The sequence below is a fragment of the Streptomyces sp. TRM68367 genome, from assembly GCF_014495685.1.
In the GTDB taxonomy this organism is placed as follows: domain Bacteria; phylum Actinomycetota; class Actinomycetes; order Streptomycetales; family Streptomycetaceae; genus Streptomyces.
Genome location: NZ_JACTVI010000010.1, coordinates 23,407 through 47,799, shown reverse-complemented (window position 1 = coordinate 47,799; position 24,393 = coordinate 23,407). Strand labels below are relative to the sequence as shown.

18 protein-coding genes and 1 pseudogene are annotated in these 24,393 nt (G+C 72.7%); 4 read left to right on the top strand and 15 right to left on the bottom strand.

Going from position 1 to position 24,393, the window contains the following annotated elements; translation table 11 throughout:
- Positions 1-100 precede the first annotated feature (100 nt).
- Entirely contained in the window at positions 101-628 is a 528-nt protein-coding gene (locus H8R17_RS10080) for an ATP-binding cassette domain-containing protein (RefSeq protein WP_262505169.1), read from the bottom strand.
- A 98-nt stretch (positions 629-726) separates the two neighbouring features.
- Between H8R17_RS10080 and H8R17_RS10075 the strand changes: the two genes are divergently transcribed.
- Positions 727-1,329 (top strand): hypothetical protein, encoded by a 603-nt coding sequence (locus tag H8R17_RS10075; protein WP_187822805.1) that lies wholly within the window; start codon positions 727-729, stop codon positions 1,327-1,329.
- A 413-nt stretch (positions 1,330-1,742) separates the two neighbouring features.
- On the opposite strand, the gene H8R17_RS10070 is transcribed toward H8R17_RS10075, so the two are convergent.
- The 7 genes and pseudogenes from H8R17_RS10070 to H8R17_RS10040 all read right to left on the bottom strand — a co-directional run.
- Positions 1,743-3,347: an ABC transporter substrate-binding protein gene (locus H8R17_RS10070; RefSeq protein WP_187822804.1), complete on the bottom strand. Its 1,605-nt coding sequence runs from the start codon at positions 3,345-3,347 to the stop codon at positions 1,743-1,745.
- Between the two features lie 6 nt (positions 3,348-3,353).
- Positions 3,354-5,516: a collagen-like protein gene (locus H8R17_RS10065; protein WP_262505157.1), complete on the bottom strand. Its 2,163-nt coding sequence runs from the start codon at positions 5,514-5,516 to the stop codon at positions 3,354-3,356.
- A 312-nt stretch (positions 5,517-5,828) separates the two neighbouring features.
- Positions 5,829-9,047, bottom strand: coding sequence for an NACHT domain-containing NTPase (locus H8R17_RS10060; RefSeq protein ID WP_187822802.1), 3,219 nt, complete (start codon positions 9,045-9,047; stop codon positions 5,829-5,831).
- A 205-nt stretch (positions 9,048-9,252) separates the two neighbouring features.
- Positions 9,253-10,599, bottom strand: coding sequence for a sensor histidine kinase KdpD (locus tag H8R17_RS10055; protein ID WP_187822801.1), 1,347 nt, complete (start codon positions 10,597-10,599; stop codon positions 9,253-9,255).
- Positions 10,600-10,646: 47 nt separating this feature from the next.
- Positions 10,647-11,309 carry a response regulator transcription factor gene (locus H8R17_RS10050; protein WP_187822800.1) on the bottom strand — a complete coding sequence of 221 codons (663 nt, stop codon included), beginning with the start codon at positions 11,307-11,309 and terminating at the stop codon, positions 10,647-10,649.
- Complete coding sequence (locus H8R17_RS10045) at positions 11,263-12,039, bottom strand: phosphatase PAP2 family protein (RefSeq protein ID WP_187822799.1); 777 nt, start codon at positions 12,037-12,039, stop codon at positions 11,263-11,265. Before H8R17_RS10045 ends, H8R17_RS10050 begins: the two co-directional genes overlap by 47 nt.
- A gap of 38 nt (positions 12,040-12,077) precedes the next feature.
- Positions 12,078-12,365: pseudogene (locus H8R17_RS10040) on the bottom strand (DedA family protein); the annotation flags it as partial.
- 112 nt (positions 12,366-12,477) lie between these two features.
- Here H8R17_RS10040 and H8R17_RS10035 point away from each other — a divergent pair.
- Positions 12,478-12,849 carry a BlaI/MecI/CopY family transcriptional regulator gene (locus H8R17_RS10035; RefSeq protein ID WP_187822798.1) on the top strand — a complete coding sequence of 124 codons (372 nt, stop codon included), beginning with the start codon at positions 12,478-12,480 and terminating at the stop codon, positions 12,847-12,849.
- On the top strand, positions 12,846-13,775 hold the full coding sequence (locus H8R17_RS10030) for a M48 family metalloprotease (RefSeq protein WP_187822797.1): 930 nt from the start codon (positions 12,846-12,848) through the stop codon (positions 13,773-13,775). Before H8R17_RS10035 ends, H8R17_RS10030 begins: the two co-directional genes overlap by 4 nt.
- Positions 13,776-14,132: 357 nt before the next feature.
- Here the strand turns inward: H8R17_RS10030 and H8R17_RS10025 are convergent, their stop codons facing one another.
- From H8R17_RS10025 to H8R17_RS10000, 6 genes are all read right to left on the bottom strand, one after another.
- On the bottom strand, positions 14,133-14,978 hold the full coding sequence (locus H8R17_RS10025; protein ID WP_187822796.1) for a hypothetical protein: 846 nt from the start codon (positions 14,976-14,978) through the stop codon (positions 14,133-14,135).
- A gap of 71 nt (positions 14,979-15,049) precedes the next feature.
- A complete protein-coding gene (locus H8R17_RS10020) occupies positions 15,050-15,814 on the bottom strand; it encodes a response regulator transcription factor (RefSeq protein ID WP_187822795.1) in 765 nt (254 codons plus the stop codon).
- A gap of 38 nt (positions 15,815-15,852) precedes the next feature.
- A complete protein-coding gene (locus tag H8R17_RS10015) occupies positions 15,853-18,576 on the bottom strand; it encodes an ABC transporter permease (protein WP_187822794.1) in 2,724 nt (907 codons plus the stop codon).
- Positions 18,573-19,259 (bottom strand): ABC transporter ATP-binding protein, encoded by a 687-nt coding sequence (locus tag H8R17_RS10010; protein WP_187822793.1) that lies wholly within the window; start codon positions 19,257-19,259, stop codon positions 18,573-18,575. Before H8R17_RS10010 ends, H8R17_RS10015 begins: the two co-directional genes overlap by 4 nt.
- Positions 19,256-19,984: an ABC transporter ATP-binding protein gene (locus tag H8R17_RS10005; RefSeq protein WP_399476512.1), complete on the bottom strand. Its 729-nt coding sequence runs from the start codon at positions 19,982-19,984 to the stop codon at positions 19,256-19,258. Before H8R17_RS10005 ends, H8R17_RS10010 begins: the two co-directional genes overlap by 4 nt.
- Positions 19,985-19,989: 5 nt before the next feature.
- On the bottom strand, positions 19,990-20,700 hold the full coding sequence (locus tag H8R17_RS10000) for a hypothetical protein (RefSeq protein ID WP_262505155.1): 711 nt from the start codon (positions 20,698-20,700) through the stop codon (positions 19,990-19,992).
- A 113-nt stretch (positions 20,701-20,813) separates the two neighbouring features.
- Between H8R17_RS10000 and H8R17_RS09995 the strand changes: the two genes are divergently transcribed.
- Positions 20,814-22,118 (top strand): HAMP domain-containing sensor histidine kinase, encoded by a 1,305-nt coding sequence (locus H8R17_RS09995; protein ID WP_187822792.1) that lies wholly within the window; start codon positions 20,814-20,816, stop codon positions 22,116-22,118.
- Positions 22,119-22,742: 624 nt separating this feature from the next.
- Here H8R17_RS09995 and H8R17_RS09990 read toward each other — a convergent pair.
- Positions 22,743-24,062: a S53 family peptidase gene (locus tag H8R17_RS09990; RefSeq protein ID WP_262505154.1), complete on the bottom strand. Its 1,320-nt coding sequence runs from the start codon at positions 24,060-24,062 to the stop codon at positions 22,743-22,745.
- Between the last annotated feature and the right edge of the window lie 331 nt (positions 24,063-24,393).

Below are 24,393 nucleotides of genomic sequence, written 5' to 3'. Positions count from 1 at the left end.
GGCCAACGGGCGCCGCGGGGCGGGGGTTAGGCCTCAGAGGCGGCACAGAGCGACCGCCCTTGTACACGGCTCCGAGGCATGCGAGATCATGCCGCGTACGCTAGGAAGCGGTTGTTTCCCGAAAGTCGCCGTAACGGTGAACGGGAAGTTTCTTGGAACTCACTCCCCGTTCAGGGGCGTCCCGGGAGACCGTCCGGTCGCACAAGCACTCCAGGAGCGTACGGTCGTGGCCGACTGCGAGCAGGCCCGCGCCGGTGCCGGCGCGACAGTCCTCGACAACCGCGGCCACGGCGGCCGTGGTGGAGGCGTCGAGCATCGCGGTCATCTCGTCGCAGATCAGCCGGCGCGGCCGCAGCACGAGGGTGCGCGCCAGGCAGGCGCGCTGCGACCGGCCGTCACTGACCTCGGGCGAGCGCCTGCCCAGCAGGTCCGGAGTGAGGCCGACGGTGGCGGCCAGCTCGGCGACCCGTTCGGGTACGTCCGCGCGCCGGCCGGTGGCGCGCAGCGGCTCGGCGATCATGTCGGCCGGCCGCAGCCGGGGGTCCGCGGACAGCCGGGGCTGCTGGAAGACCACGTAGTGCGGGTTGGCCTTGAAGGCGAGCTTCTCGCCCTTGCTCCAGCCGGTCAGGACGTAAGGCCCGCAACACGCAGGCAAACGGCGCCTGGAAGGAGTCGGACCGCGTCACCGTGGGCGACGTCGACGGCTGGTTCTGGCACGATCGCCCCATGCCCTCCTCAACGGCCGTTTGCCGCAACCCTCTTACCGCGGCTGCCCTGGTACTCGCCGCCCTGACCCTCACCGCATGCGGTGAGCTGCGCGCCTCGGACGGGGCGGCCGGAGCCACGCCCCGTACGTCCGCTGGATCCTCGCCCGGTGCTGCGGGCGCCGCGCCGTACGTGGAACCGGGGGCCGGTGACGGGGCACCGCACTACAACGAGAACAACGCCCATCGCCGCCCGGGCGAGATGACTCCGGCCCACGCGGCGGACGCCGAGCGGGAGGCCGACCGCATCAGGCCGGTCCTCAAGCGGCTGTGGGAGCGGGGCGAGTGGGACCCGGCGACGGTGCGGGCGGCCCTGCTCCGGCTCGGCTACGAGGAGGAGCGCGGCACGCGGGACGGCAGGCGGCTCGGCGGCACACTCACCGTCCGGAAGATGTCCCCGCGCTACAAGAACGGCGGCTACGTCACGCCGGAGGGGGCGAAGGCCGCCCTGCGCGTTCATGACGACGCATGTGTCACGGCGTTCGTGCAGAAGTCCAACTACGGCGTGCGGGCCACCGGCCCGTACCTGGAGACCGGGTGCTTCGAGCCGCCCTACGGCCACTGAACGGCCTCTGCCGCTCGCTCAGGGCACGCGCGTCGCGCTGAAGCCCCGGGGCCTGCCGGGACGACCCGAACCGCCGTGCGGGGCGGTGGCGTTGTCAGTGGTGGCTGTCAGGATCGTCGTCATGACGGATTCGATCGACGACTGGCGGTCCTTGCTGGCGCGCTGGAGCCAGGAGCGAGCGCCGCGCCCTGGACGCCCTCGCGGCCGAGTTCGGTGTCCGGCTGCCCCGTTTCGCCATCAAGCACGGACGCCTGCACACCTTCCGCACCCGATCCTGGACCCGCCCCGCGCCCGGGCGAAACCTACGTGACACTCCGCCTGGTACGGCACCGGACCTTTTGATCTTTGAGACTTTTCGGCTGCAAGCCCGAGCGCCCTTCAGGAGCGCGGCGGAACCGTGCACGGACTGCTCTTCAGCTGCCGGAGGACTTGGGGCACCCCTCGCCGGAGGCGCCGCGGAACGTACGGAGCAGCGGCAGCGGCTCACGTCCCGCCGCGCCGGAGTCCGAGGGGTGCAGCACGAGCGGCACCGGCTTGCACACCGCCCACTGGTCGTTCTCGCCCGGTCCCTCGAAGCCATACGTGCCGGCCGCGCCGCGCAGGCAGCCGGAGCAGGTGTCGCCCGCCACGCTCGGGAGGATCAGGGTGTTGTACACGTCGTCCTTGGTGGGCATGCGAACCGCCTCAGGGGTCTGCTTGCCGCCCTCGTTGACGTCGGCGAAGGTGCGGTCCACGGCGTCGGCGAGCAGCACGAACGCGTCGTGGTACATCACCGCGTAGCCGTCGTCCAGCGCCTTGGGCCCGAGCTTGTGCTCCTCGTGGATCTTCTCGAAGCGGTTGAGGAACCGGCCGAGCGCCGCGGGCGGGTCGTTCTCGCCCTTCCACCAGGCCGGGTCCACCGAGGACGCGTCGACGATCGTGGCGTTCGCCTCGGCCAGCCAGCGGGTGGGTGCCTCGGCGGAGAGCGTGGGCTCCAGGCCGATGCCGACCTTCAGGATGCGCAGCTCGCCGGCGCGACCGCAGTCGCCCGCCCGGGCCAGGCGCTCGATGAACGCGGGCAGGTCCTGGTCGCGGCCGGCGAACAGGACGGTGTCGGCCTTCTCGGTACAGATCTGCGTGACGGCGTGCGTGAAGCGCTGCGGGATGCCCTTGTCGGTGCCGGAGGTTCCGGTGAAGTTCGAGTTGTGCTCGTCGAGCCGGTACTTCTTGCCGAAGTGCCGCTCGAAGACCTCGCGCAGGTTCTGCGAGTACACGTCCTCGGTGCGGTTGTCCCAGACCAGGAAGCCCTTGCCCTGCCCCGGGTGCTCGTTGACGTAGAGCATGAGGGCGCGGGCCAGCTGGTCATTGTTCGGGGACGTCTTGAAGAAATAGCGGGAGTTCATGTCGGTCGCGGTGATCACCGGGCCGACGGTGGGGATGCCGTGCTCGCTGAGCGCGTCGATCGCCTCGCGCGTCTCCTCGGTGCTGCTCGGCGTGCCGGTGACGCCGACCAGCGGCGTGCTGTCGTCCGCGGCCAGCTCGGCGAGCCGCTCGACGACGCCGGGCCACTGGCGCAGGTTCCGTCCGTCGGGCGCGAGGAGCAGCTGGTAGTGCGGGCCGCCGGAACGATTGGCCTGCAGCTGCGCGGTGAGCGAACCGGCGAGCGCGCGGCGGATCATGTCGGTGGTCATCGCACTGTGCTCGTCCGCCGTGAACGGCATCATCAGGGCGATCCGGACGTACGGGATCCGTGGGGCGTTGCCCTGCGGGTCCGCCCATTCGCGCTGCACCCGGGCGTTCTCCGCCGCGATCGCGTCGATCAGGCTCTCGACCGCCGGATCGGCCTCGAAGGCGCGCGCGGTGACGCCCACGCAGTCGCCGTCGATGTCCTTCAGGTCCGCGCCGCACCGCCCGGGCCCCTGTAGCAGGTTGGCCAGGAGCACGAGCGCGCCGACGACAAGCACCACCACGACCCCGCCGGCGAGCCACTCGACCGGGCCCCACTCGCGGGGATGACGACGGAACAGACGCAGCAGCATGGTTCCTCACTGACCGGGGGCGCCGGGGACACCAGGGATGCCGGGGGTGCCCGGGGCGCCGGGGACGCCGGGAACGGGGAAGGGCTGTTTCTTGCGCGCGGCCACCGGCCAGGTGCGGGCGGCCTGGCCGAGCACGGCATGCCAGGTCGGATGGCGCGGCGAGAGATACGCCAGTTCCTCCCCGACCGCCTTGCACAGGTCGCGGTCCGGTTCGGTGTCCGGCTCGGAGACCTGCCACAGGGCGTGCAGGAGACGGTTCACGCACCGCTCGATCTCGTGCAGGTCGGCGTACCGCCCGTCGTGCGCGCCGAGTGCCACCGGTAGGCGTTCGTCGGTCCAGTCACCGTCCGGTTCCGTCGGCGGGGTCGGGGCCGTGGCGGCGTACCAGAGGCAGGTCAGCCAGTGGGCGGCGGCCTGCTCGTCCTGCTCGGACCGGAACTCCTCGGTGAGCGCGGCGACCACCAGCTTCGCGTTCCCGGTCGCCAGGGTGTGCCGCAGCGCGTCCGCCTCGCCGTCCTCGCCGCGCTGGGCGTGGTGGGCGCGCAGGAACCGGTGGATGCCCTGCCAGCTGCGGTCGTCGTCGGGCGGGCGCGCGGACCGGCGGGCCTCGTGCACGAGCAGGGTCTGCAGGAGCGGGTCGCCGACCAGCGGCGCGTCGGGGTGCGTGAGCGGCTGCCACTGCTGCTCTTCGAGGTAGTCGGCGGCCGAGTTGGCGGCCAGCTGGTCGGGGCCCTCCAGCTTCAGATGGGCGGCGAGCGCCTCCGCGGCCGTGCTGTCCCGGGCGAGCGACAGCACGGTGAGCCGGTCCCGCTGGCGCCGGTCCGGCAGCAGTCGCAGCAGCAGCGCCTCGGTCACGGGCCGGCCGTCCTCGGCGTCCAGGCGCAGCAGGTCCCCGGGCCTCACGGACGCGCCCTGCTCCGTCGCCCGCAGCGCGGCCGAGCACAGCGCGGTGGTCGCCGCCGGGTGCCCGCCGGTCAGGGAGTGCACGGCGGAGGCCAGATAGGGGTGCAGCGGCCTGGAGCGGTGCCGGGGCACCAGGAGCAGCAGGATGTCGTCCCGGCTCAGCGGGGTCAGGGGGACCGCGAGCAGACCGGCCGACGGTTCGAGCCCGGCGCGCTTCCAGCCGGTGGACTTCACCAGGTCGGGCAGGGTGCGGCGGACCGCGGCGGGCGCCTCGTCCAGCACGTCGCCGAGCCGGGTCGCCACCACGACGAGCTCCTCACGGTCGGTGCGGCCGGGTTGCGCGCGGTGTTCGAGGAGCAGGTCCAGGAAGGTCAGCCCGGCCGCGCAGTGCGCGTCGTCGAGCAGCACCAGGGGCCGGGGCTCGCGGTTCCAGCGCTGCAGCCTGCCGTACGAGCTCGCGACGTCGTGCAGGAACGCGGCCATCAGGGTCTGCTCGGCGGCATGCCGGTAGTCGCCGCCCTGGTGGAACCACTCGCCGAGCAGTTCGAGCGGATCCCCGAGGGCGCCCGCGTCGCCCTCGGCGCTCTGCTCGGGGAAGCGCTCCCGGTACCAGGCCCGGGCCGCGTCGGGCCGGTGCCGCTCGGCGTACTCGGCCACGACGGCGGCGGTGACGGCGGCCTGGTCGCGCGGGCCGCTCACGCGCGCGAGCCGCTGGTCCACGGCGGTGGCCCAGGACTGCCGCAGCCGCGCCTCGTCGCCCGCGGCGAGCCGGCAGGCGAGCAGCAGCCGGGCGTACCGCAGACAGGCCGCATCCCGCTGCCCGGCGTTGTCGTACTCCCAGGCGGAGACCGCGAACAGGCCCGGCACCAGGACCGGGAAGTGCCGGCGCAGCTCGGGCCCGAGCCCGCAGACCACCTCGGCAAGGAGCTCGACGAAGGTCGAGGCGACGGCGGGCGACGCCCCGCCGGGCGCGTCCGGCGCGAAGGGGGCCCCGGCGGGCCCGGCCGGTGCCGGAGGCGGCAGGTCGGGGTCGGGCGGCACGGCCCGCACGTAGGCGAGGGGCAGGCGCCCCGCGTAGTGCTCTGCGAGGGACCGCAGGACGGCGCTGCGCCCCATGCCGTGCCGGCCCGTCACGAGGACCACCGGCAGGTCGCCGTGGAATTCCCGGGCCGCCCGGACACGCTCGTCGAAGGCGAGGCCGGTCAGCCGGGGGAGCAGCGAGCGCAGCAGCGGGTCCCGGCCATACAGCGGTGGCCCTTCCGTCATGCGCATCTGGCTGCGTCCCGCTTCCGTCGCCCTGGTCTGTCGGCGGCCGCGACTCGGAGACGGGCCCCCCGTTCCCCCCGGTACATCAGCTGCTGACGTCCGTACCAACTATGCCTGGAGCACGAGAACTTACCGCTACGGCCCGTCGCTCGCCAGACGCCCCGGAGACCCCGTCATGCGCTTGTGACCTGCGGTGGCGGGCGGGTGTGCGCCAGGGAGCGGGGAGGGCGCAGAGAGGGCGTATCGGGGCACTGGGAGCGCAGACGCTCCGTCAGGAGCGCTCAGCCGACCGAACGTTCACGGAGGGGTCGTTCACGGTCGCGGATAGACGTCGAGCGCCACGCTCTGCGGCAGCGACTCCGCGCCCCGTAGCTCCCCCGGATAGGCGAGCCGCACCCGGCGCAGCCGCCGCAGGCCCGCGAGTGAGGTGAGGTCGACGTCGCCGGCCTGTGAGAGGTGGAGCTCCTCAAGGCCGGGAAGCCGCAGGGCGATTTTCCGCAGCGGTACCGGCGTGCCGGGCGTCGCCGGTACGTCGAGGCGGGTCACCTGCGCCATCTGGATGCCCGGCATGAACAAGAGCATGGTGAGCTGCTGCGGCGACAGGCCGAGCCGGCGCAGATTCGGCAACGCCCCTACGAGGGAGCCCCATTCGTCGGGCACGAGCCGCTCACTGGCGTCCTGCAGCCGCAGCTCCTCCAGTCCGGAGCAGGCGGTGATGTCGGTGAGCCGGGTGGCCGCGGGCGGCAGTGCGAGCAGGCGGAGCTCGGCGGTGCGCGGCAGGTCCGACAGGCCGCGCCAGGGCACATCGGCGCCGACGAGCAGGGCGTCGAGCTGCGGGCAGTCGGCGAGTGCGAGCAGCGGCTCGAACGCGGGCAGGTCCCGCAGGGCGAGCCGCCGCAGGTTGGGCAGCCGGGTCAGCGGGGCCGGGTCGCGCAGGTTCCGGCAGCTCTGCAGGGCGACGACCGCCAGGCCCGGATAGGCGTCGAGGACCCGCAGGTCCTCCAGCTGCAGGGCACCCGCCAGGCGGAGTTCGCGCAACTGCCGAGGGTCCAGGGAGCCGATCTCGTCCGGCGTGAAGTCGCCGTGCAGCGCCACGCGGCGGTAGCCGGACATGGTGCGCAGGGCATCGAGCTCGGCCGCGGAGCGGACCGTGACGAGCTCGTCACCCCCGGCCTCCAGGAGTGGCCGGACGATTTCCTCGGCGTACACATCGGTGTCGAACCGGTCCCAGTGACCGAGGAGTTGGGCGCGCACAGCGGGCTGCCGGGTGGTCAGGAACTCGCGCAGGCGAGGGAGCGCGGCGTCCCCGCCGATCTGGCAGACGGCGTGCACGGTGGCCAGTTCCTCGTCCCCGGCGAGCTCCTGCGCCGGGGGGAGCACGCCGAGCAACAGGGGGCCGGTGCGGGCGAGTTGGCGGGCCTCGCGCAGGCTGCGCGGCGGCACCATGCGGGCGGCACGGTCCTCGATGGTCTCGCGTACTTCCGGCTCCAGGCGGGTGGCCTGTTCGAGCGAGGCGAGCGCGAGGAGACGGAGCCGGGAGCGGACCGCGGCGTCCTTCTCGCGGTCGCCGCGCTCCCGCAGCCGGGTGAGGAGGTCGGCGCGCTCCTGGTGGCGGGCTTGTGCCACGGCCATCTGTACGACGTCCTCCCACTGGTCCAAGTGCGCGTTGTTCACCAGCATGCCAATGTCCCGCTCCTCAAGCACCGCCTTGGCACCAAGGAAGTCCTGAAACGTACGGTGGATGAAATCGACCACGCCGGTGGCCGGTTCACGCAGGATCCCGGAGCGTTCGAGCAGCAGTTGCAGCGCGTCCTCGGGTGCGCCGACGTCCGCGAGCCGGGGCACCGAGGGCTGCAGGCGGCGGATCACGTCGACGGCGTCGTCCCAGTTGAGCCGGGTCCGCTCGTTCCGGATCAGCCAGTACGCCAGGCGCTGCAGCGGCTCCGTCGCGGACTTCTGGTCCAGCTCGGGCTTCCGGCTGCGCCCGTACACCTCGCGCTCCAGGTCGCGGCGTTCGAGCAGCATGGAGAGCGCCGCCTCGTACAGCGAGGCGCGGCCCTGCGGCAGAAAGCCGCGCCGCTCCCGGTGCAGGGCACAAATGAGCGCGCACATCAGCGGGTTGGTGGCCAGGCGGCTCAACTCGGGACTGCTGCGCAGCGACAGGGTGAGCGACTCGCCGAGCGCCTCGGAGGTCCCGGCGGCCCGGTGCCAGTGGCGCACGAAGCGCTTCATGTCGGCGGGGCGCATCGGCGAGAGCGCGAACTCCTGGAAGCCCTCGCGGACCAGCCAGCCGCGCTCCACGGCCGAGGGCCGCGCGGTGAGCAGCCACAGGTTGCCGGGGAACACCGCGAGCAGCTTGCGCAGCCAGTCCCGTACCCGGGCTCGGTCCTCGCGGGGGATCTCGTCGGCGCCGTCGATGAGCAGCACCCCGCGGCCGTGCTTGAGCACCCGGACCGCCCAGCCGTCCGGCTGGGTGCCGACCAGCGGGCAGCCGATCCAGTGCAGGAAGTCCTCGGGCATGGGCAGTTCGCTGTCCTTGCGGGCGAGGGTGCGCAGCGGCAGGACGAACGGGACGCGTCCGAACAGCTGTGACAGGCCGCCGGGCACGCGGTCCTGCTGCGCCGTGGTGAGGGCAAGCCACTGTACGAGGGTGGTCTTGCCGGTGCCCGCGACGCCGCGCAGGACCACGCGCTCGTGGGTGCCGAGCACCGCCTCGGCGGGGCGGCCGTCGGCGCGGTCGGCCTCCGGGTCGCGGTCGCCGCCCGGCTCACCGTTCGGCTCCAGGGCGGTGTCGCCGCCGCGGTATGGGGTGGCCTGCAAGCTCAGGTAGGCGGTTTCCAACGGCCAGGCCTGGCCGCCGGGTTCGCGCAGGTCGACGCCGTAGATGGTGAGCCGGCCGTGGTACTCCACGACGTAACGGGCGTACTCCGCTTCGAACGCGGCGTCCTGCCGGGACACGTCGGGAAGCCGCTCCAGGATCAGGGCCAGTTTTTCGCTCTGGGCGCGCAGCTCCCGGCTCTGCTCGATCTGGGCGCGGGCTGCGAAGCCGGGCCGCTGGCTGAAGAACCGGACGAGGTGGAGACAAGCCGTCTCCAGGAGCCGGTCGTGGAAGCGCGCGGCGTCGTCGCTGAGCAGCCGCCGAGTGTTCGGGCCCGCCCGTTGCGAGAGCTCGGCGGCGAGCCGCTCCGGGCCGAGCGCGAGGGCCTGCACGTCGTCCATGTCGAGGTCGCCGAGCGCGTGCAGGGTGCGCGTCAGGGCCTGCCCGACGGCGTCATGCTCGTCGGGGGCTACGGGAGGGTCGTGCGGCCCGGCGGCGCGGACGGCCCGGCGGACCAGCTCGCGGGCGAGTTTGTGCAGATCGTCCTCGGTGAGCACGCGGTGCTCCACGGCGAACGAAAGAAGCCGCCGGACGGGCACCGGCCGGTCGCCGTACTCCGCCTCCGGAGCCTTGGCGGGTGGCAGCAGTAACCGTTTGAGCAGGGGCGCGACCACCGCCGAAGCGATCCGCAGCCCAACGGCAGCGCCGTCCACAGCACCCGCCCCCTCGTGGTCGCCCGCGTCGCAGCAGTCGCGGCAAGGGTATCGGGCGGGTGCGGCCGGACGTCAGGGCGTACGGGTGCGCGCCGAAACTGTGGGTCGGCGCCTGGCGGGTGGGCCGAGAACGAGTTCTTCGCCCGCTCGAACGCCGACCGCACCTGACAGCGGGGCCTTGACCCGGAGCCTCCGGCGGCCGCCGTCACCCGGCAGGCAGGCTGACCACGAACCGTGCGCCCGGTGCCTGCCCAGGGTCGTACGTCACCTCGCCGCTGGCGGAGCGGGCCATGCGCCGTGCCAGCGGTAGTCCCAGGCCGGCTCCGCTGTGTCCGTCGCCGGGATCCGCCCGTCGGCCGGGCTGGAAGAGCTGTTCGGCGAACCGAGGTGGTACGCCGGGCCCATCGTCGATGACGTCGATGCGTACGCCGTCGGGTCCGCGATACGCGCGGACGGTGACGCTCGAGTTGGCGTAGCGGCAGGCGTTGGTGAGGAGCGGGCTGACGATGCGCTCGAGGAGGGCGGGTGGGACACCGGCGGTCAGTTGGGGGACGTCGGTGGTGATCGCCAAGTAGCTTGGCAGCTCCAGGAGTTCGGCGAGGTGACGGAGCGTGGGCAGGACCTCGGCGGTGCCCGGAGCGGTGAGTGTGCCGTCGCGGGCGTCGTCCAGGAGGGTGTCGCAGATGGTGCACATGGAGTCGGCGGCTTTCGCGATGACCTTGTGAGTGGCCCGCGTCTGGGCGGTCGAGCGGGGGCGGGCCTGCCACCAGTCGAGTTCGGCGATGATCCGGCTCAGTGGCGTACGCAGCTCGTGCGAGAGTTCCCCGGTGAGCTGCCGCTCGTGACGCAGGACCGTGCGGATGCGGTCCAGCAGCGCGTCCAGTGACGTACCGAGGCGGGCGAGTTCGGCCGGGCGCCGCATGGTGCCGAAGCGTTCTTCGGAGGCGACGGCGCTCCACTCGGTGGCCTGGTCGGTCATCGTGCGCACGGGGCGCAACGCGCGGCCCACGGCCAGCCGGGTCAGGGCGTAGGTGCAGGCGAGCATGACGGCGTCCAGGGCGAGCGATCCCAGGAGCAGGGTGTCGGCCGAACTCCGGTAGGGGGAGAGGTCCAACGCGGTGACCACGGTGGCCTCGCTCCTGTCTCCGGATACGGGCTGGGCGCACAGCCGCAGGGGGCCACGGGTGTCGGCGGTGACGCAACGTCGCCCGCCCCGCCGGGTGAGTGCGTCGGCGACGCGGGTCAGTGGGCCGGCGGTCGGCGGCTCTTCCAGCAGGCGTCGGCCGGCGTAGATCCACACGTTCGCGTCGAGGAGGTTGTCGTGCGGGGTTTCCAGGACGCGTACGGTCGTGCCGCTGGTGTCGACGGTCGTCGCGACGGCGGCGGCGCGCGTGCGCAACTCGTCGTCTGCCTGGTGCTGAAGGCGTTGCTGGGCCACGGCGTTGAAGGCGATGGTGAGGATCACCATCAGGAGGGTGGCCGTGGCCAGCGCCACCAGGGACAGCCGGCCGCGCAGCGTGCTGGGAGTCAGCCGGTGCACAAGCGCGGTCATGACAGTCCCTCCGCGGCGGCACGGCTGTCGCCGGTGGCGGAATCTGCTCATGACAGGCGGTGGCCGATCCCTCGGGCCGTGCCGATCCTGTGGTCGCTGCCCGCGTCGCGCAGCTTGCGGCGCAGCCGGGTCAGGTACTGGTCGAGGGTGTTGTCGCTGACCTGGGCACCCTCGGGCCAGCCCGCTCGGAGCAACTCGCGGCGGCGCACGATGCCGCCGGATGCCGCCATGAGCGCGGCCAGGAGGCGGAACTCGGTCGGTGTGAGCGCGATTCGGGTGCCATGAGCGCTGATGCCGTGCCGTACGGGGTCCAGCACCAGGTCCCCTGCTGTGGTCGCGGGTCGTGGTTCGGTCCGTTTGACCGCTGCCCGCAGGCGGGCCGCGAGTTCGGTGAGGTGGAACGGCTTGGGCAGATAGTCGTCGCACCCGGCGGAGAAGCCGGACAGCCGGTCGGCGAGCCTGTGATGGGCGGTGAGGAAGATGACGGGGGAGAGGAATCCGTTCGCGCGCATCGCCTGGCACACGTCTCGCCCGTCGGCGTCGGGCAGGCCGACGTCGAGCACGGCGGCGGCGATGTCATCGGTGGCCAGCCGCAGGGCGGTGGCACCGTCCGGCGCGGGCACCGTGTCGAAGTCATCGTCGCGCAGTCCGCGCACCAGCACGTCACGCAGAGCGTGATCGTCCTCGACGACCAGGATCTTGGGGTGCATGGTCCTCCTTCGGATCTCGTGCCTTGTCCGTCCGGCCTGCGGTGCCCATCGGCTCTGTCGCCTCCCGTGCCGTGCCCGTCGTACCGGGGATCCACCTCTCGGGCAGCTGGCAGGCCACGGCCCACAGGCACACTCCCAGCCAGCCGAGGGCGAAGAGCCAGCCGGCGACTACATCGGTGAACCAGTGCACTCCGAGGTACACGCGGGTCAGCCCGACCAGCGCGCCCCAACCGCCGATGACCAGGGTGAGCGGGGTCCTGCCGCGCGGGCCGCGCACGCGGACGGCGATGACGAGCAGTCCGGCGGTGAGGGCGGCCGTGGTGGCGTGACCGGACGGGAACGCCCACCCCGATGCGTGCGCTGCCCAGTCCGCGTGTGGCGGCCGGGGCCGGGCGACGAGCGTCATCACCCCGTACCGCAGGGCCTGGCCTGCCCCGAGGCAGGCCAGACAGAGGGAGACGGCCGTCATCCTCTGCCGCGGGGTACGCCCCGCGGTGATTCCGGCCAGCACGGCCAGCAGGTACGGGACGGCACCCGTCCCGGTGGCGGTCAGCCCGCGGGCGAACGCCACCGCCACGTCCGGTCGATGGCCGACGGACCACGACAGAAGGTCGCTGTCCGCGAACAGCGGCACGCCGTCGCCTATGACGACCATGCTCAGCACACCGAACGCCGTCCACGCGCCGAGCCCGGTGCTGCCGGCCAGCTCGGCCACATCGCCGCGCTTCATGACGCCACCAGCAGCGGACGCAACCGCGTGGCCGTGATCCGTCGGGCGAGGGCCTGCGGAAACTGCGAGCCGGCCAGAGCCCCCACCGCGGCGGCGACCAGCAGCGGGGCGAGCGACAGCTTCAGGCCGCGGTCGGCGGTGCCGGTGCACAGCAGGCCGGCCGTGAACAGCAGCGAGTCGCCCGGGAGGAAGAAGCCGATCAGCAGGCCCGTCTCGGCAAACAGCACCACACCCACGCCCAGCACGCCGAAAGCGGACAGCAGCGACCGGGCGTCCAGCACATTGACAGCGAGCTGCGACGATAGGTGCATGGGTGTGGTCGTCATCGAGAACCCCTTCATCCGGACCGTCGGATGCAGCGGACCGGCACCCGAGAGCGACTACAGTGTTGTAGACGGTCTACTGAACTGTAGACGATAGTGGGGTGAGGAAGGTTCCATGACCAACGCGAAGGACGAGAGGCGTCCGGCGGGCGAGCTCGAAGCCGCCGTCATGGCCGCGCTGTGGGCCGCGGGGGTCCCGCTCACCGCAGGCCGGGTGCAGACCGGACTCGGCTCCGGCCTGGCCCGGACGACGGTGACGACGATCCTGACCCGTCTGCACGAGAAGGGCGTCGTCGGCCGTGAACGGCAGGGGCGCGGCTACGCCTACTTCCCCGTGCAGGACGCTCCCGGCCTGACCGCCCGGCGTATGCACACCGAACTCGACCGGGACACCGACCGGGAGACGGTCCTGGCGCGCTTCGTCGCCGAGCTCAGCCCCGACGACGAGCAGCTCCTGCGCCAGCTGCTGGACGGTGACAAGCAATGACCTCTCTGCTGCTCGTACCGCTGATCCTGCCCTTCCTCGCGCCGGCGCTGGCCCGCCGTACCCTCGATCACCTGGCCCCGGTCACCGCGTTGTGGGTCCTCACCGCCTCGGCCATGGCGCTGGCCGGTTCCTGCGTCACCGCCCTCGGTGCCCTGGTCCTGATCGGACTGCTCAAACTCCCCGCCTTTGCCGCACTCGGCGAGCTCGTCCATCCTCTGCGCACGCCGTCGGACTTCCTTGTCCTGCCCTCGGCCGCGGCGGCCACCGGAGTGCTCACGCTCGGCGCCTGGACCCTGGCGCGCTCGGCGCTCCGGCAGGTCCGCGTCTTCCGCATCGCCCGGACCCAGGCCGACCGCCGTCCCGCCGCCGGTGACCTCTGCGTCGTCGACTCACCGCACCCCGATGCGTATGCCCTGCCAGGACGCCCCCACCGCATCGTCGTCACCACCGCGATGCTGCGCAGCCTCGGCCCCGGCGAACGCGAAGCGCTCTTCGCCCACGAACGCGCCCACAACCGGGCCGGCCACCACTACTTCCTGGCCGTCGCCGAATTCGCCGCCCACTGCCACCCCGCCCTGCGCACCACTCGCGCCGCCATCCGGCTCGCCGCCGAGCGGGCGGCCGACGAGGCCGCAGCCACCGCCCTCGGCGACCGGCGCCTGATCGCCACCGCCATCGCACGCGCCGCCCTCGCCGGCCAAGCCTCCCGAACCACCCGCCCGGACTTCGCACCCGCGGCCACGACCGGTCCCGTTCCGCAACGCGTCGCCGCCCTCCTCACGCCCTTCGAGGGACGCTCGCGCGCCACCCGCTGTATCGCTCTCCTCCTGGCTGCCTGCGCGGTTCTGTCGGTCTCCGCCGGGGCAGCCGGCGTGCTCGCCTTCCATCACGACGTCGAGGTTGCCCAGGGAGAGGAGAGCCACTGACCGGTTGTCCCTCACCGTCACCGCACATCGCCGCATCCGGCGAGGCAGGCATCGACGCCACCCACGGCGGACCGGCGGTGCCGTCCGCGGTCGTCGGGCAACTCTTCCTGCCCAGCCGCCGTGCCGACCCGGACGCGAACACGGCGGAGCGGGCCTGGGGCTGCCGCTGGCGCGACGCTGGCCCGCTCCGCCGGTGGATGCGGTGTCGTACGACGCCGGGCACGTGCTCGGCGCACAGTTCGGGGCCTGCCTGCCTGCGGGCCGACCGCGCTTCCTGCCACATGGGCGCAGCCCATCAGCTCCGGCAGGACTGCCAGGAGCACGGCCCGACGCGCCCGTCGGGCCGGAGCCGAGGCCTCACGAGTGCTGCGGCTCCGGCTCGGTGACGTCCCTGCGCGTGACCGCCAGGAAGACCACCAGACCGAGGATGACCGCGAGGAACAGCGCGCTGGTGACCACGGTGCCCAGGCCCAGGCCGCCGCCGTTGGTGGGCTGGGAGAGGTAGTCGCCGACCGAGGCGCCCAGCGGGCGGGTGAGGACGTACGCGATCCAGAAGCTCCACACCGCGTCCAGGCCGAGCGCGAAGTGTGCGACGGCGACCGCGCCGATCGCCAGCGCGAACAGGCCGGCGGAGAGCCAGTAGCCGAGGTTCATGCGCTCGGAGACCAGGTCGCCGGCCGCGGTGCCGAGGGCGAAGGTGAAGAGGACCGCGAGCCAGTAGTAGGACTCCCGGCGCACTGTGTCGATGCTGTGGATGGACAGGGTGTGCTCGCTGCGGTACCAGGCGGCGAACACGACCGCCAGGACGATCGCGAACACGGTGGTGCTGGTCTCCAGCGGTACGCCCATGTTGTCGGTGAGGTTGTCGCTGATGAGGGTGCCGACGACGCTGATCAGGGCGACGGCGAGCCAGTACACGCCCGCGCGGTAGGCGCTGGTGCGGAACTGGACGACCAGTACGGCCGCCAGCAGCACGCTCATCAGCAGTGACACGCCGGTCAGGCCCAGGCCGGCCTTCTCGTTGAGCAGGTCGGCCGCGGTCTCGCCGACCGTGGTGCACAGCACCTTGATCACCCAGAAGTACACGGTGATTTCGGGAACCTTGTTCCAGCGAGGGCGGGAATGACGGCGGTGGCCGGGTGCGGCAGCGGTGGGGCCGTGGATCAGCGGGATCTCGGAAGTCTCGGATGTCTCGGATGTCATGGGTCGACCGTGTCACCGGGAACCTGAACACATCCTGACTGCCGTAGCGGCGCTCAGGAACTGGTTATCACTCAGGTCTCCAGTCGGTATCCGTGGCCGCGCAGGGTGGTGATCCGGGGGACGTGTACGGGCGCTGTCGCGGCGGCCTCGGCCTCGGCGAGGCGGCGGCGTAGGGAGGCCATGGTGACGTCCAGGGTCTTGGTGGGCCCGAACCAGTTCTCGTCCCACACCTGGGCCATCAGGGTCTCGCGGCTCACGGCGCTGTCCGCGTGCCGGGTGAGCACCGCGAGGAGTTCGAACTCCTTGGGGCGCAGGGTCAGTTCACGGTCGCGCAGGAGGCAGCGGCGGGCGGAGGTGTCGATGGTCAGGTCGCCGAGGCGGAGGGGTTCCTCCTGGGGCGAGGCGGGCGGGCGGCGGCGCAGATGGGCGCGCAGGCGCGCCAGCAGGATGGTGAGGCTGAAGGGTTTGACCAGGTAGTCGTCGGCTCCCGCGTCGAGACCGGCGATCACGTCGATCTCCTCGCCGCGCGCGGTGAGGATGACGATCAGCAGCTCGGGGAAGCGGGCGCGCAGCCGGCGGGCGAGGTCGAGGCCGTCGGCGTCGGGCAGGCCGAGGTCGAGCAGGACGACGTCGTACGCCGTCCGCTCGGCCTCGGCCAGTGCGCCGGTCCCCGTTCTGGACCAGGTGGGCGCGTAGCCGCCGCTGGTCAGTCCGGTCTCCAGGTGGCGCCCGATGGTGTCGTCGTCCTCGACGACGAGCACGCGGACCCGGTCGCGGTCACGCTCGGGAGCGCGGTGGCGGCCCGCGCGGTCCGGCGGTGGAACGGGAGTACGCATGGTCGGAAGCGTAGACGGCCCGTCGGCGCCAAGCGGCGTCACAGCTCGCGCAGCTCCTCCACGGCCGGACGGTGCGAGCGGCGCACGCCGTTGAGGGCGGCGGCCGTCACCGCGGTCAGTGCCACCAGCACGGTGGCCGTCACATACGCCCACGGCACGGCCACCGTCGCGGGTGGCGGGTCGAAGACGCCGGTGAGCACCTTGACCAGCATGTCGGACAGTGCCCAGCCGCTGAGGGCGCCGCCCGCCAGGCCGGCGGCTGTGAGCACGGCCGCCTCGCTGAACACCAGGCCGCGCAGCTGCCTGCGGCTGGCGCCCAGGACGGTGGCGATGGCGAAGGTGCGGCGCCGCTCGGCGAGCCCGAGCGCGAGGACGATGCCGCCGGCTCCGGCGGCCAGCACGATGGCGTAGGCGAGTTCGATGCGGGTGAGTCCGGACAGGTCCACGGAGGTGAGGCTGGAGCCGACCGTGGAGCGGGCCTGGGTGAGGTCGGTGACGGTCGCCGAGGTGCCCAGGCGGTGGCGCAGACGGGCGGCCACGTCCTTCTGGTGGGTGCCGCCGGTGTCCACCAGGAAGGCACCGACGGCGTCGCTGCCGGTGGCCTTGGCGATGTAGGAGGCGTTGGCGACGAAGAAGCTGTCCTTGGGGGCGGTGGGGAACTCCTTGACGATGCCCGCGTAGTGGAAGGGCACGGTGCGCAGTGCCTTGGTGCGGCTGTCCTGTACTCGCAGCCGTACGGTGTCGCCGGGGGAGAGCTGGAAGTCGTTGACGGTCTCGGCGCTGACCAGCAGGGCGTCGGGCCGGTGGGCGAGGGTCGCCATGAGCTGTTTCGCGGTGCCGCCGGCGAAGTAGGCGTCCTGGAGGGAGGTGGCGGCGGCGATCGTCGAGGGCCGTACGCCGTACAGGTCCTGCAGGTCGGAGCCGACGTAGGCGAACCGGTGCTGGAGCGGTTCGACGTGCCGTACTCCGGTTACGGCAAGGGAGTTCGCGGCATGGGGCCCGGTCCGTGTGCCGGGCGGCTCGGTGACCGTCACGTCCGCGCCGTTGGTGAGGCGGGCGTCGACCTCGGCCTGCTGCTTGTAGGTGGCGTTGAAGGTGGCCGTGGACAGCGCGAAGGACAGGGCGAGTGCGAGCAGCACGACGGATCGGGCCAGGGGGCGTCGGCGGCGGGTCATGGTGGCCGCGGTCATGCCGGACAGGGGGCCGGTGAGCGGCCGGGACAGCAGGGCCAGTCCGCGCCGTCCGTGCGCGAGCGCGAGCGTGGCCAGGCGCCACAGCAGCAGGGCGCTGCCGGCCCACAGCAGGCCGGGGCCGAGGAAGGCCCAGTAGGACACGGAGATGCTGGGCACGCCTTCGGGGGCGAGGACGAGCGCGTACTGGTTGCCGCTGGAGGCGCGGAAGACGAGCAGCGAGGCGGCCAGGAGCAGGAAGTCCAGGCCGCAGCGCATCCACCACGGAGAGCGGGTGCGGCGGCCCACGTGCCGGCGCGCCCCGGCGACGGTGACGGCCCGCAGGTCCCGCAGGGCGGGCGCGAGGACCGCCAGCGCCGCGACGGCGAGGCCGAGCGCGAGGGCGGCGGCGGACCACACGGTGGCCGAGGTCGCGCTCGCCCCGAACGAGGCCGTCCCGAAGGCCAGTCGGCCCACGAGAGCGGCGAGTCCGATGCCGAGCAGGCCGCCGGTGACCCCGGTGAGGCCCGCCTCGATTCCGGCCAGGGCCGCGATCTGCCGGCCCCGCAGCCCGCGGGTGCGCAGCACGGCCTGTTCGCGCCGCCGCCGCTCGGCACCCGCTCCGGCCACGGCGGCGGTCAGCGCGGCGGCGAGCACCGCGCCGGGAACTCCCAGGAACAGGAAGAGGATCTGTGCGTACAGGGCGTCCTGGCGGGCCGCGTCGAGTGAGGCGCCGAGGTTGTCGCCGACGAGCGCGCCGCCCGAGGTGGCCGCCTCGAGGTGGTGCGCCGCGCGGGTGACGGCGGTGAACGCGGCGGCCGGGTCGGCGGGCAGCCGGGCGTCGCGGGCCACGTGGATCTGGGTGGTGACGGCGGCCGGGTCGGCCGTGGCGACCGGTGCGGTCAGCTTCGTGAAGAGTCCGGCGGGCAGCAGGATCACGTTGTCCGGCGGGGCCGTGGGCTGTGATTGCGGCGGAGCGCCGACCTTCTGGAACAGGGAGTCGGCCTGCGGCAGGTCGATCACCCCCGCCACTCGGACGCGGCTCGCCGGAGCTCCCGGCAGCGCGACGGTGACGGCATCGCCGGGCGCCACATGGAGGTTGGCGGCGGTCTGCTGGGCCAGCAGCACCCCGGAGGAGGCGCCGGTCAGGTGACGGACCGTGTGCGGGAACAGTTCCTGGTAGCCGCTGGGCAGTCCGAGCACCATGCCCGGGCCGGTGGTCTGCGTGCTGCCGCCGGAGCTGGCCTTGAAGCCGCTGCTGCGGGCGAAGCCGACCGGGACGGCGGCCCGCACGCCGGGCGTGGTCCGCACCGTGTGCAGGACCGACTGTGCGTCGGCGCCCGGCTGTACCTCCACCTGCCAGTCCACGGCGACCGAGCGCACCGCCCGCTGCGTCATGGTCGACTTCGAGGCGGTGAGGAAGGAGCCGAGCGCGGCCACCAGGGAGACGGCCAGCGCGATGCCGGCGACGGTGGCGAGCAGCCGGCCCGTACGGTGGCGGACGAGTCCACGGGTCCAGAGGGCGAGCGTGCCGGACCACGCGGTGGCCGTGGCGAGTCGTGCGGTGACGGGGCGGGACTGGTGGGTGTTCATGACCTCTCCTCGGCCGGGTCGAGCAGGCGTCCGTCGTGCATGGCCCGGCGGGCGGGCAGGCGTTCGGCGATGGCCGGGTCGTGGGTGGTGACGACGAGGGCCGCACCGGTCTCGTCGGCCGCTGTCACCAGGACGTCCAGGACACGCTGTCCCGTGGCCCGGTCGAGCTGCCCGGTGGGTTCGTCGGCCAGGATCAGCCGGGGGGCGAGCGCCACGACCCGGGCTACGGCCACGCGCTGGCTCTGCCCGCCGGAGAGTTCCTCCGGCAGCCGGTCGGCCAGGTCCGCCGCGCCGACCAGGGCCAGCGCGGCGAGCGCGGTGAGGCGGACGCGCTCCTCGGGAACGCCCGCGAGCACGAGCGGCAGCGCGGTGTTCTCCACGACGTTCAGGGCCGGGATCAGGCTCGGTCCCTGGAAGACCAGGCCGATCTCGCGCGGCCCGGCCAGAGCGGGCCAGGACACCTCGCCGCTGGTGGGACGTTCGAGCCCGGCCAGCAGATGCAGCAGGGTCGACTTGCCCGACCCCGAGGGACCGGTGATCGCGATCCGGTCTCCGGTCCGCACCCGGAAGGTGGCGCCGTGCACCGCCACCACCGCGGCCTCACCCCGGCCGAAGGTCCGGGCAGCGTCCCGGCACTCGACGAGCACGGCGTTGTCCGCGCCTTGTTGCAGGGACCCGTTCATGGCGCTTCGATCCTTCCGTCCCGCAGGGAGATCACCCGGTCGGCGATCCGTACGGCCTCCACGCTGTGCGTCACGACCAGCACCCCGCGCCCGGCCTCGGCCCGCTTGCGCAGCAGCTCCAGCACGCGCTGCTCGGTGGCGCCGTCGAGCTCGCCGGTCGGCTCGTCCGCCAGCAGCACCTCGGGGTCGTTGGCGAGTGCGACGGCCAGGCCCGCGCGGGCCAGTTCGCCGCCGGACAGCTCCTGTGGCAGGGCGTGGGCGCGGTGCCCGAGCCCGACCTGGTCGAGCAGGACGGCGAGGTCCTCGCGGCGGCCGTCGCCGGCCGCCGCGGCCCGGGCCAGCCGGACGTTGTCGCGGACACCGAGGTGGGGGAGGAGGTTGCCGGACTGGAGCATGACGCCGATGCGCCCGGCCCGCAGCCGGGCCCGCTCTGCTTCCGGACGATGGCTGATCCGCACTCCGCCGACATGTACGGCACCGCCCGACGGCTCGTCGAGCCCGGCCAGGCAGGCCAGCAGCGTGGATTTCCCGGAACCCGAGGGGCCGGTGACGGCGACGGTCTCCCCGCGCCGCACCCGCACCGAGACCCCGCGCAGGGCGAGCGTCTCCTCCTCACCGGCCCGGTAGAACCGGTACAGCTCGTGCGCGTCCAGGACGACGTCGAGGTCGTCGGTCCGCGGGGCGCGCGTACGGGCGGGGACGCCGCCCGCGACCGTGCTGTCCACGGCGGTCACCGCCAGGTGAAGGAGTCGGTGACGATGCGCCACGGGTCCACGTTGTCGGCGTGCAGCGGCCCGGAGAGGGTCACGTCCACCTCGTGGCCCTGGCGGTAGAACGCGTATCGCTCGAAGGCGTCCCGCACCACCTTGCCCGTCACCGGGTCGGGGGCCGAGTCACCCTGGTAGGTCAGCAGTACGGCCTTGCCGGCGTGCCGGGAGACCACGGAGACGTGTCCCATCGCGAAGTGCGACACGCTGCGCCGCAGTTGGGGAACCGTCTGCGCGGTGACGGAACCGGTCGTGGGGGCGGACGCGGCCGACACCGGCGCGAGTTCGATGCGGTTCAGCTTGTCGGTGAAGGAGGTGACGGTGCCCTTGCTGGTGCGGGCCCAGCCTTCGGGCACCTTCACGGAGAAGCCGCCGCCGGGCGGAGTGAAGGCGACGTACGCCTGGTTGTCGGGGATGTCGCCCGCCGGGTTGGACTCGGGCGCGGGCGCGGCGGGCGACGACTGGGTCGTACGACTGGTCGTGGACGGGCCGCCGGACCCGCCGGAGCTGCCGGAGCCCCCTGATCCACTGCATGCGGTGATCGCCACCGACGCCAGGACGGCGCCGGCGACGGGGAGGACCAAGTGTGTGCGGTTCATCGTCATGTTGCCCTTCTGCGGAGTCAGGCGCCCGACGCGGGCACCCGGGCCGGGCGCCCGCAGGCAGTCGGCCATGTCCGTGACGCTAGGCAGCGCCCGGTTAACGCCCTGACCGCCGAGGGTTAGACGACGGCAAAACCCCGCGCCGTACGTCCCTCCGGGCCCGGAAGTGTCCCGATGATGAGGGCATGAGACAGCGTGTGCTCCGTGTTGCCCTGGTGGCCGTCCTGGTCGCCCTCGTCGTGCTGGCCGTGCCGCTGGCGGCGGCCATGCGGGCGTACTTCTTCGCCGACGAGCGCGACGAACTGGAACGCGACGCGCTGACCGCCGCCGTCCGGGTGGGCCCGGAGTTCGCCTCCGGCGATCCCGTGGAGCTGCCGGCGGCGGGCGGGGATGTGCGTCTGGGCGTGTACGACACGCGGATGCGGTTGCGTGCGGGCGAGGGCCCGGCCCGGGCGGACCCGGACACCCGCCGCGCGAGCACGGGAACGGTCGTCCGCGGACGCGCCGGCGGGGACCTCGTCGTCGCGGTCCCCGTCTCCGAGAACGAGCAGGTCATCGGCGTCGTCCGTGCCTCGTCCCCGGCGTGGGGCGTGTGGCGGCACATCCTGCTCGCGTGGCTCGCACTCCTGGGGGCGGCCCTGGGCGCGCTCGCCGTCGCCGTCCTGGTCGCCCGCCGCCAGGCCCGCGTCCTGACGGCGCCACTGGAAGCCCTCTCCCGCCAGTCCCGGGCGGTCACCGAGGGGGACCTGACGGCCCGGGCCGCGCCCTCCGCCGTCGCCGAGATCGACCAGGTGGCACGCACCCACAACGCGATGGTCGAACGACTGGCCCACCTCCTCCAGCGGGAGCGGAACTTCACCGCGAACGCCTCGCACCAGCTACGCACCCCACTGGCCGGCCTCCAACTGGGCCTGGAGGCCGCCCTGGCCGATCCCCGCACGGATCCGCGAACAGCCCTGGAGGAGGCGCTGGAGAACACCCACTACCTGCACCACACCATCGACGAGGTCCTGCGCCTGGCCGGCCCCGAGCGGTCCCCTGTGCCGGAGCCCGCAGCCACCCAACTCCTCGGCGAGGCCCTCGACTCCGCCGAGCAACGCTGGCACGGTCTCTTCGCCGACTCGGGCCGTCGGCTCATCGTCACCGCCGAGCCGGGAACCCGCGAGATGCCCGTACCCGGCCGGACCCTCGGCCAGATCCTCGACGTGCTCCTCGCCAACGCCCACGGGCACGGCAGAGGGACGGCCGAGGTGACGGCCCGGTCCCTCGGCGAGACCGTCGCCCTCGACGTCCGGGACGAGGGAATCCTCCGTACCGACCCACGAGTGCTCTTCGACCGCGGTCACACCACGGGCCCCGGGGCGGGCATCGGACTCGCGCTGGCCAGAGAGCTGGCCGAGGCGGCGGGCGGCCGGCTGGCCCTGGCGGGCACCGACCCCACGACCTTCACCCTGCTGCTTCCCCCCGGACCGGCGGAGACGAACGACTGACAGTGAGGAGTGCCATGGCGTCGCTCGGGGGTCTGACTCTTCGGCTGACTGACGCTTCGGCTGTCCCGCTCTCGGGGACTGCGGACGAGATACGGAACCGACTGCGTTCACCTGTCGGATCGGATCGGATCGGATCGCGGAAGCTGAACGCGAGGGCCGGCTCGAGGAAGGAGGATTTGGCCAGGCATCCGACACCACGGCCATCCGCACCCCCCGTCGGTTCGACTCCTCCAGTGTTTCCACGACGTCCGGGTACGTCTCCAGGTACACGGCCGCACCCGCCCCCATCGAGCGGACAGCACCATTCAAGTTCAGTTCAGTAGTGACCGGAAATCGCCTAGTTCAGAGAAGGGGCCCACGCTGCCCATCCCCGCTAACTCACCTGCCCTGAACAGGACTTCACGGGCGTCATCCATCTCGACGCTCTGCTCTCGGTGTACGCCGCAAGCCGTCGGCGCTCCGTTTCGGGCAGCCACGATGCCGTGAGCGCTCCTACCGAGCAAGAACTGGCCCTGGCTACCGGGCATGACGAACGGGCCGCGGCTGGGTGCCGCGGCCCGTTCGTTCCCCATTCCGTCGGTGGGCCCCACCGGGCCACTGTGATGTGTTCTTGGTGACTGGGCGTCAGCCGGTGAAGGCGCCGACTCCTTCCGGGGTGCCCCAGCCGGTCGGGCCGTCGTAGCCGGACCCGGCGCTGCAGTAGTAGCTGGTGAGGCAGATGCCGTTGCTGCCGGACGTCACGTCGTTGAGGGACGAGGTGTGCTCGTACGGGAACCTGGCCGGGTAGGAGCCACTGGACGGAGTACCGGCGAGGGCGTACACACCCGCGATGATCGGTGCGGAGACGCTCGTGCCGCCGAACGTGTACCAGCCGGGTGTGACGCCGTACGAGTCGTAGACCGAGACCCCGGTCGCCGGGTCGGCGACGGCCGAGACGTCAGCGATCATGCGTTTGCTGCAGCCGGTGTCGGTCTGCCAGCTCGGCTTGGCGTCGTACGAGGAACAGCCGGAGCCGGTGCCCTCGAAGAGGCTGGTCTGCCACACGCTCTCGGTCCAGCCGCGGGTGGAGGAGGAGCGGGAGAGCTTGGTGCCGCCGACGGAGGTGACGTACTTGGAGGCGGCGGGGTATTCGGCGCCGTAGCCGGAGTCGCCGGCGCTGACGGTGATGGCGACGCCGGGGTGGTTGAAGTACGAGGAGTCGTACGAGGGGTCGGAGGAGGATTCCGAGCCGCCGTAGCTGTTGGAGACGGCCGTGGCGCCGAGGTTGACGGCCTCGTTCACGGCCTTACCGAGATTGGCCATGGTGGCGGACTTGGCCTCGACCAGCCGGATGTTGCACTGCGGGCAGACGGCGCTGGCCATGTCGAGGTCGAGGGAGATCTCCTCGGCCCAGCCGCTGTCGGCCGAGGGGAGGGCGGTGGCGGAGCCGGTCTGGCTGACCTTCTTGAAGCAGCCGTTGGAGGTCGTGCAGGAGGAGAGGCCGTAGTGCGAGCGGTACTTGGCGAGGTCGGCCTCGGCGTTCGGGTCGTCGTACGCGTCGACGATCGCGATGGTCCTGCCTTTACCGCTGCTCGCGGACGCGCTGGTCAGGCCGTAGGCGTCCTGGAGGTCGGACGGGCCGTAGCCGGAGGGGGTGGAGGTGTCTGCAGCCTTCGGCGTGATGCCGTCCACCTTGGCCAGCTGCTTCTGATAGGCGGTCAGGCCACCGGTGAGACGGAGGGAGTTGCAGGCCATTTCGCCCTTCTGCTTCGGCGAGGCACAGGGGGTGGCCGTCCAGGTGACGTTGGAGCTGTGTGTGGGGGTGGCGCTGGCCTGGGCCGCGGTGCCGAGTCCGGCGAGGACGAGCGCGGCGGTGCCGACGGCGGTGGAGGCGATGCGGGCTATTCGGTGCCGTATGCCGGGGGCGGCGCGGGTGGCGGGGGAGTTTTGGGATCTTGTACGCAAGGGACAGCCTCCTGGGCGTGGTGGACAGAGGCCTGCAGGTTGGGGGGATCCGCCGGTAGGTTCCCGGCGGGGGGCGGAGGCCCGCGACGACTGTGCGCTTGTTCGGGACGTGACAACAAGGAGGCTTTCGGATTCCTGACTTCCGCGTTACTCAAGGAGGCAGGGGGCTTACCCGTCGATGGCACGTGGATGGCGGAGGAAGGGGTGTGGCTTTGCCTTGGGTACGGGTGGGCGCGGCTGGGCACGGGGCCGTCTCCAAGCGCATCGCCGCGCTGGTCCGAAACCGGGCGGCCTGTTTCCCTGCTACCGACGGGCCGATCCCGGAACGGCC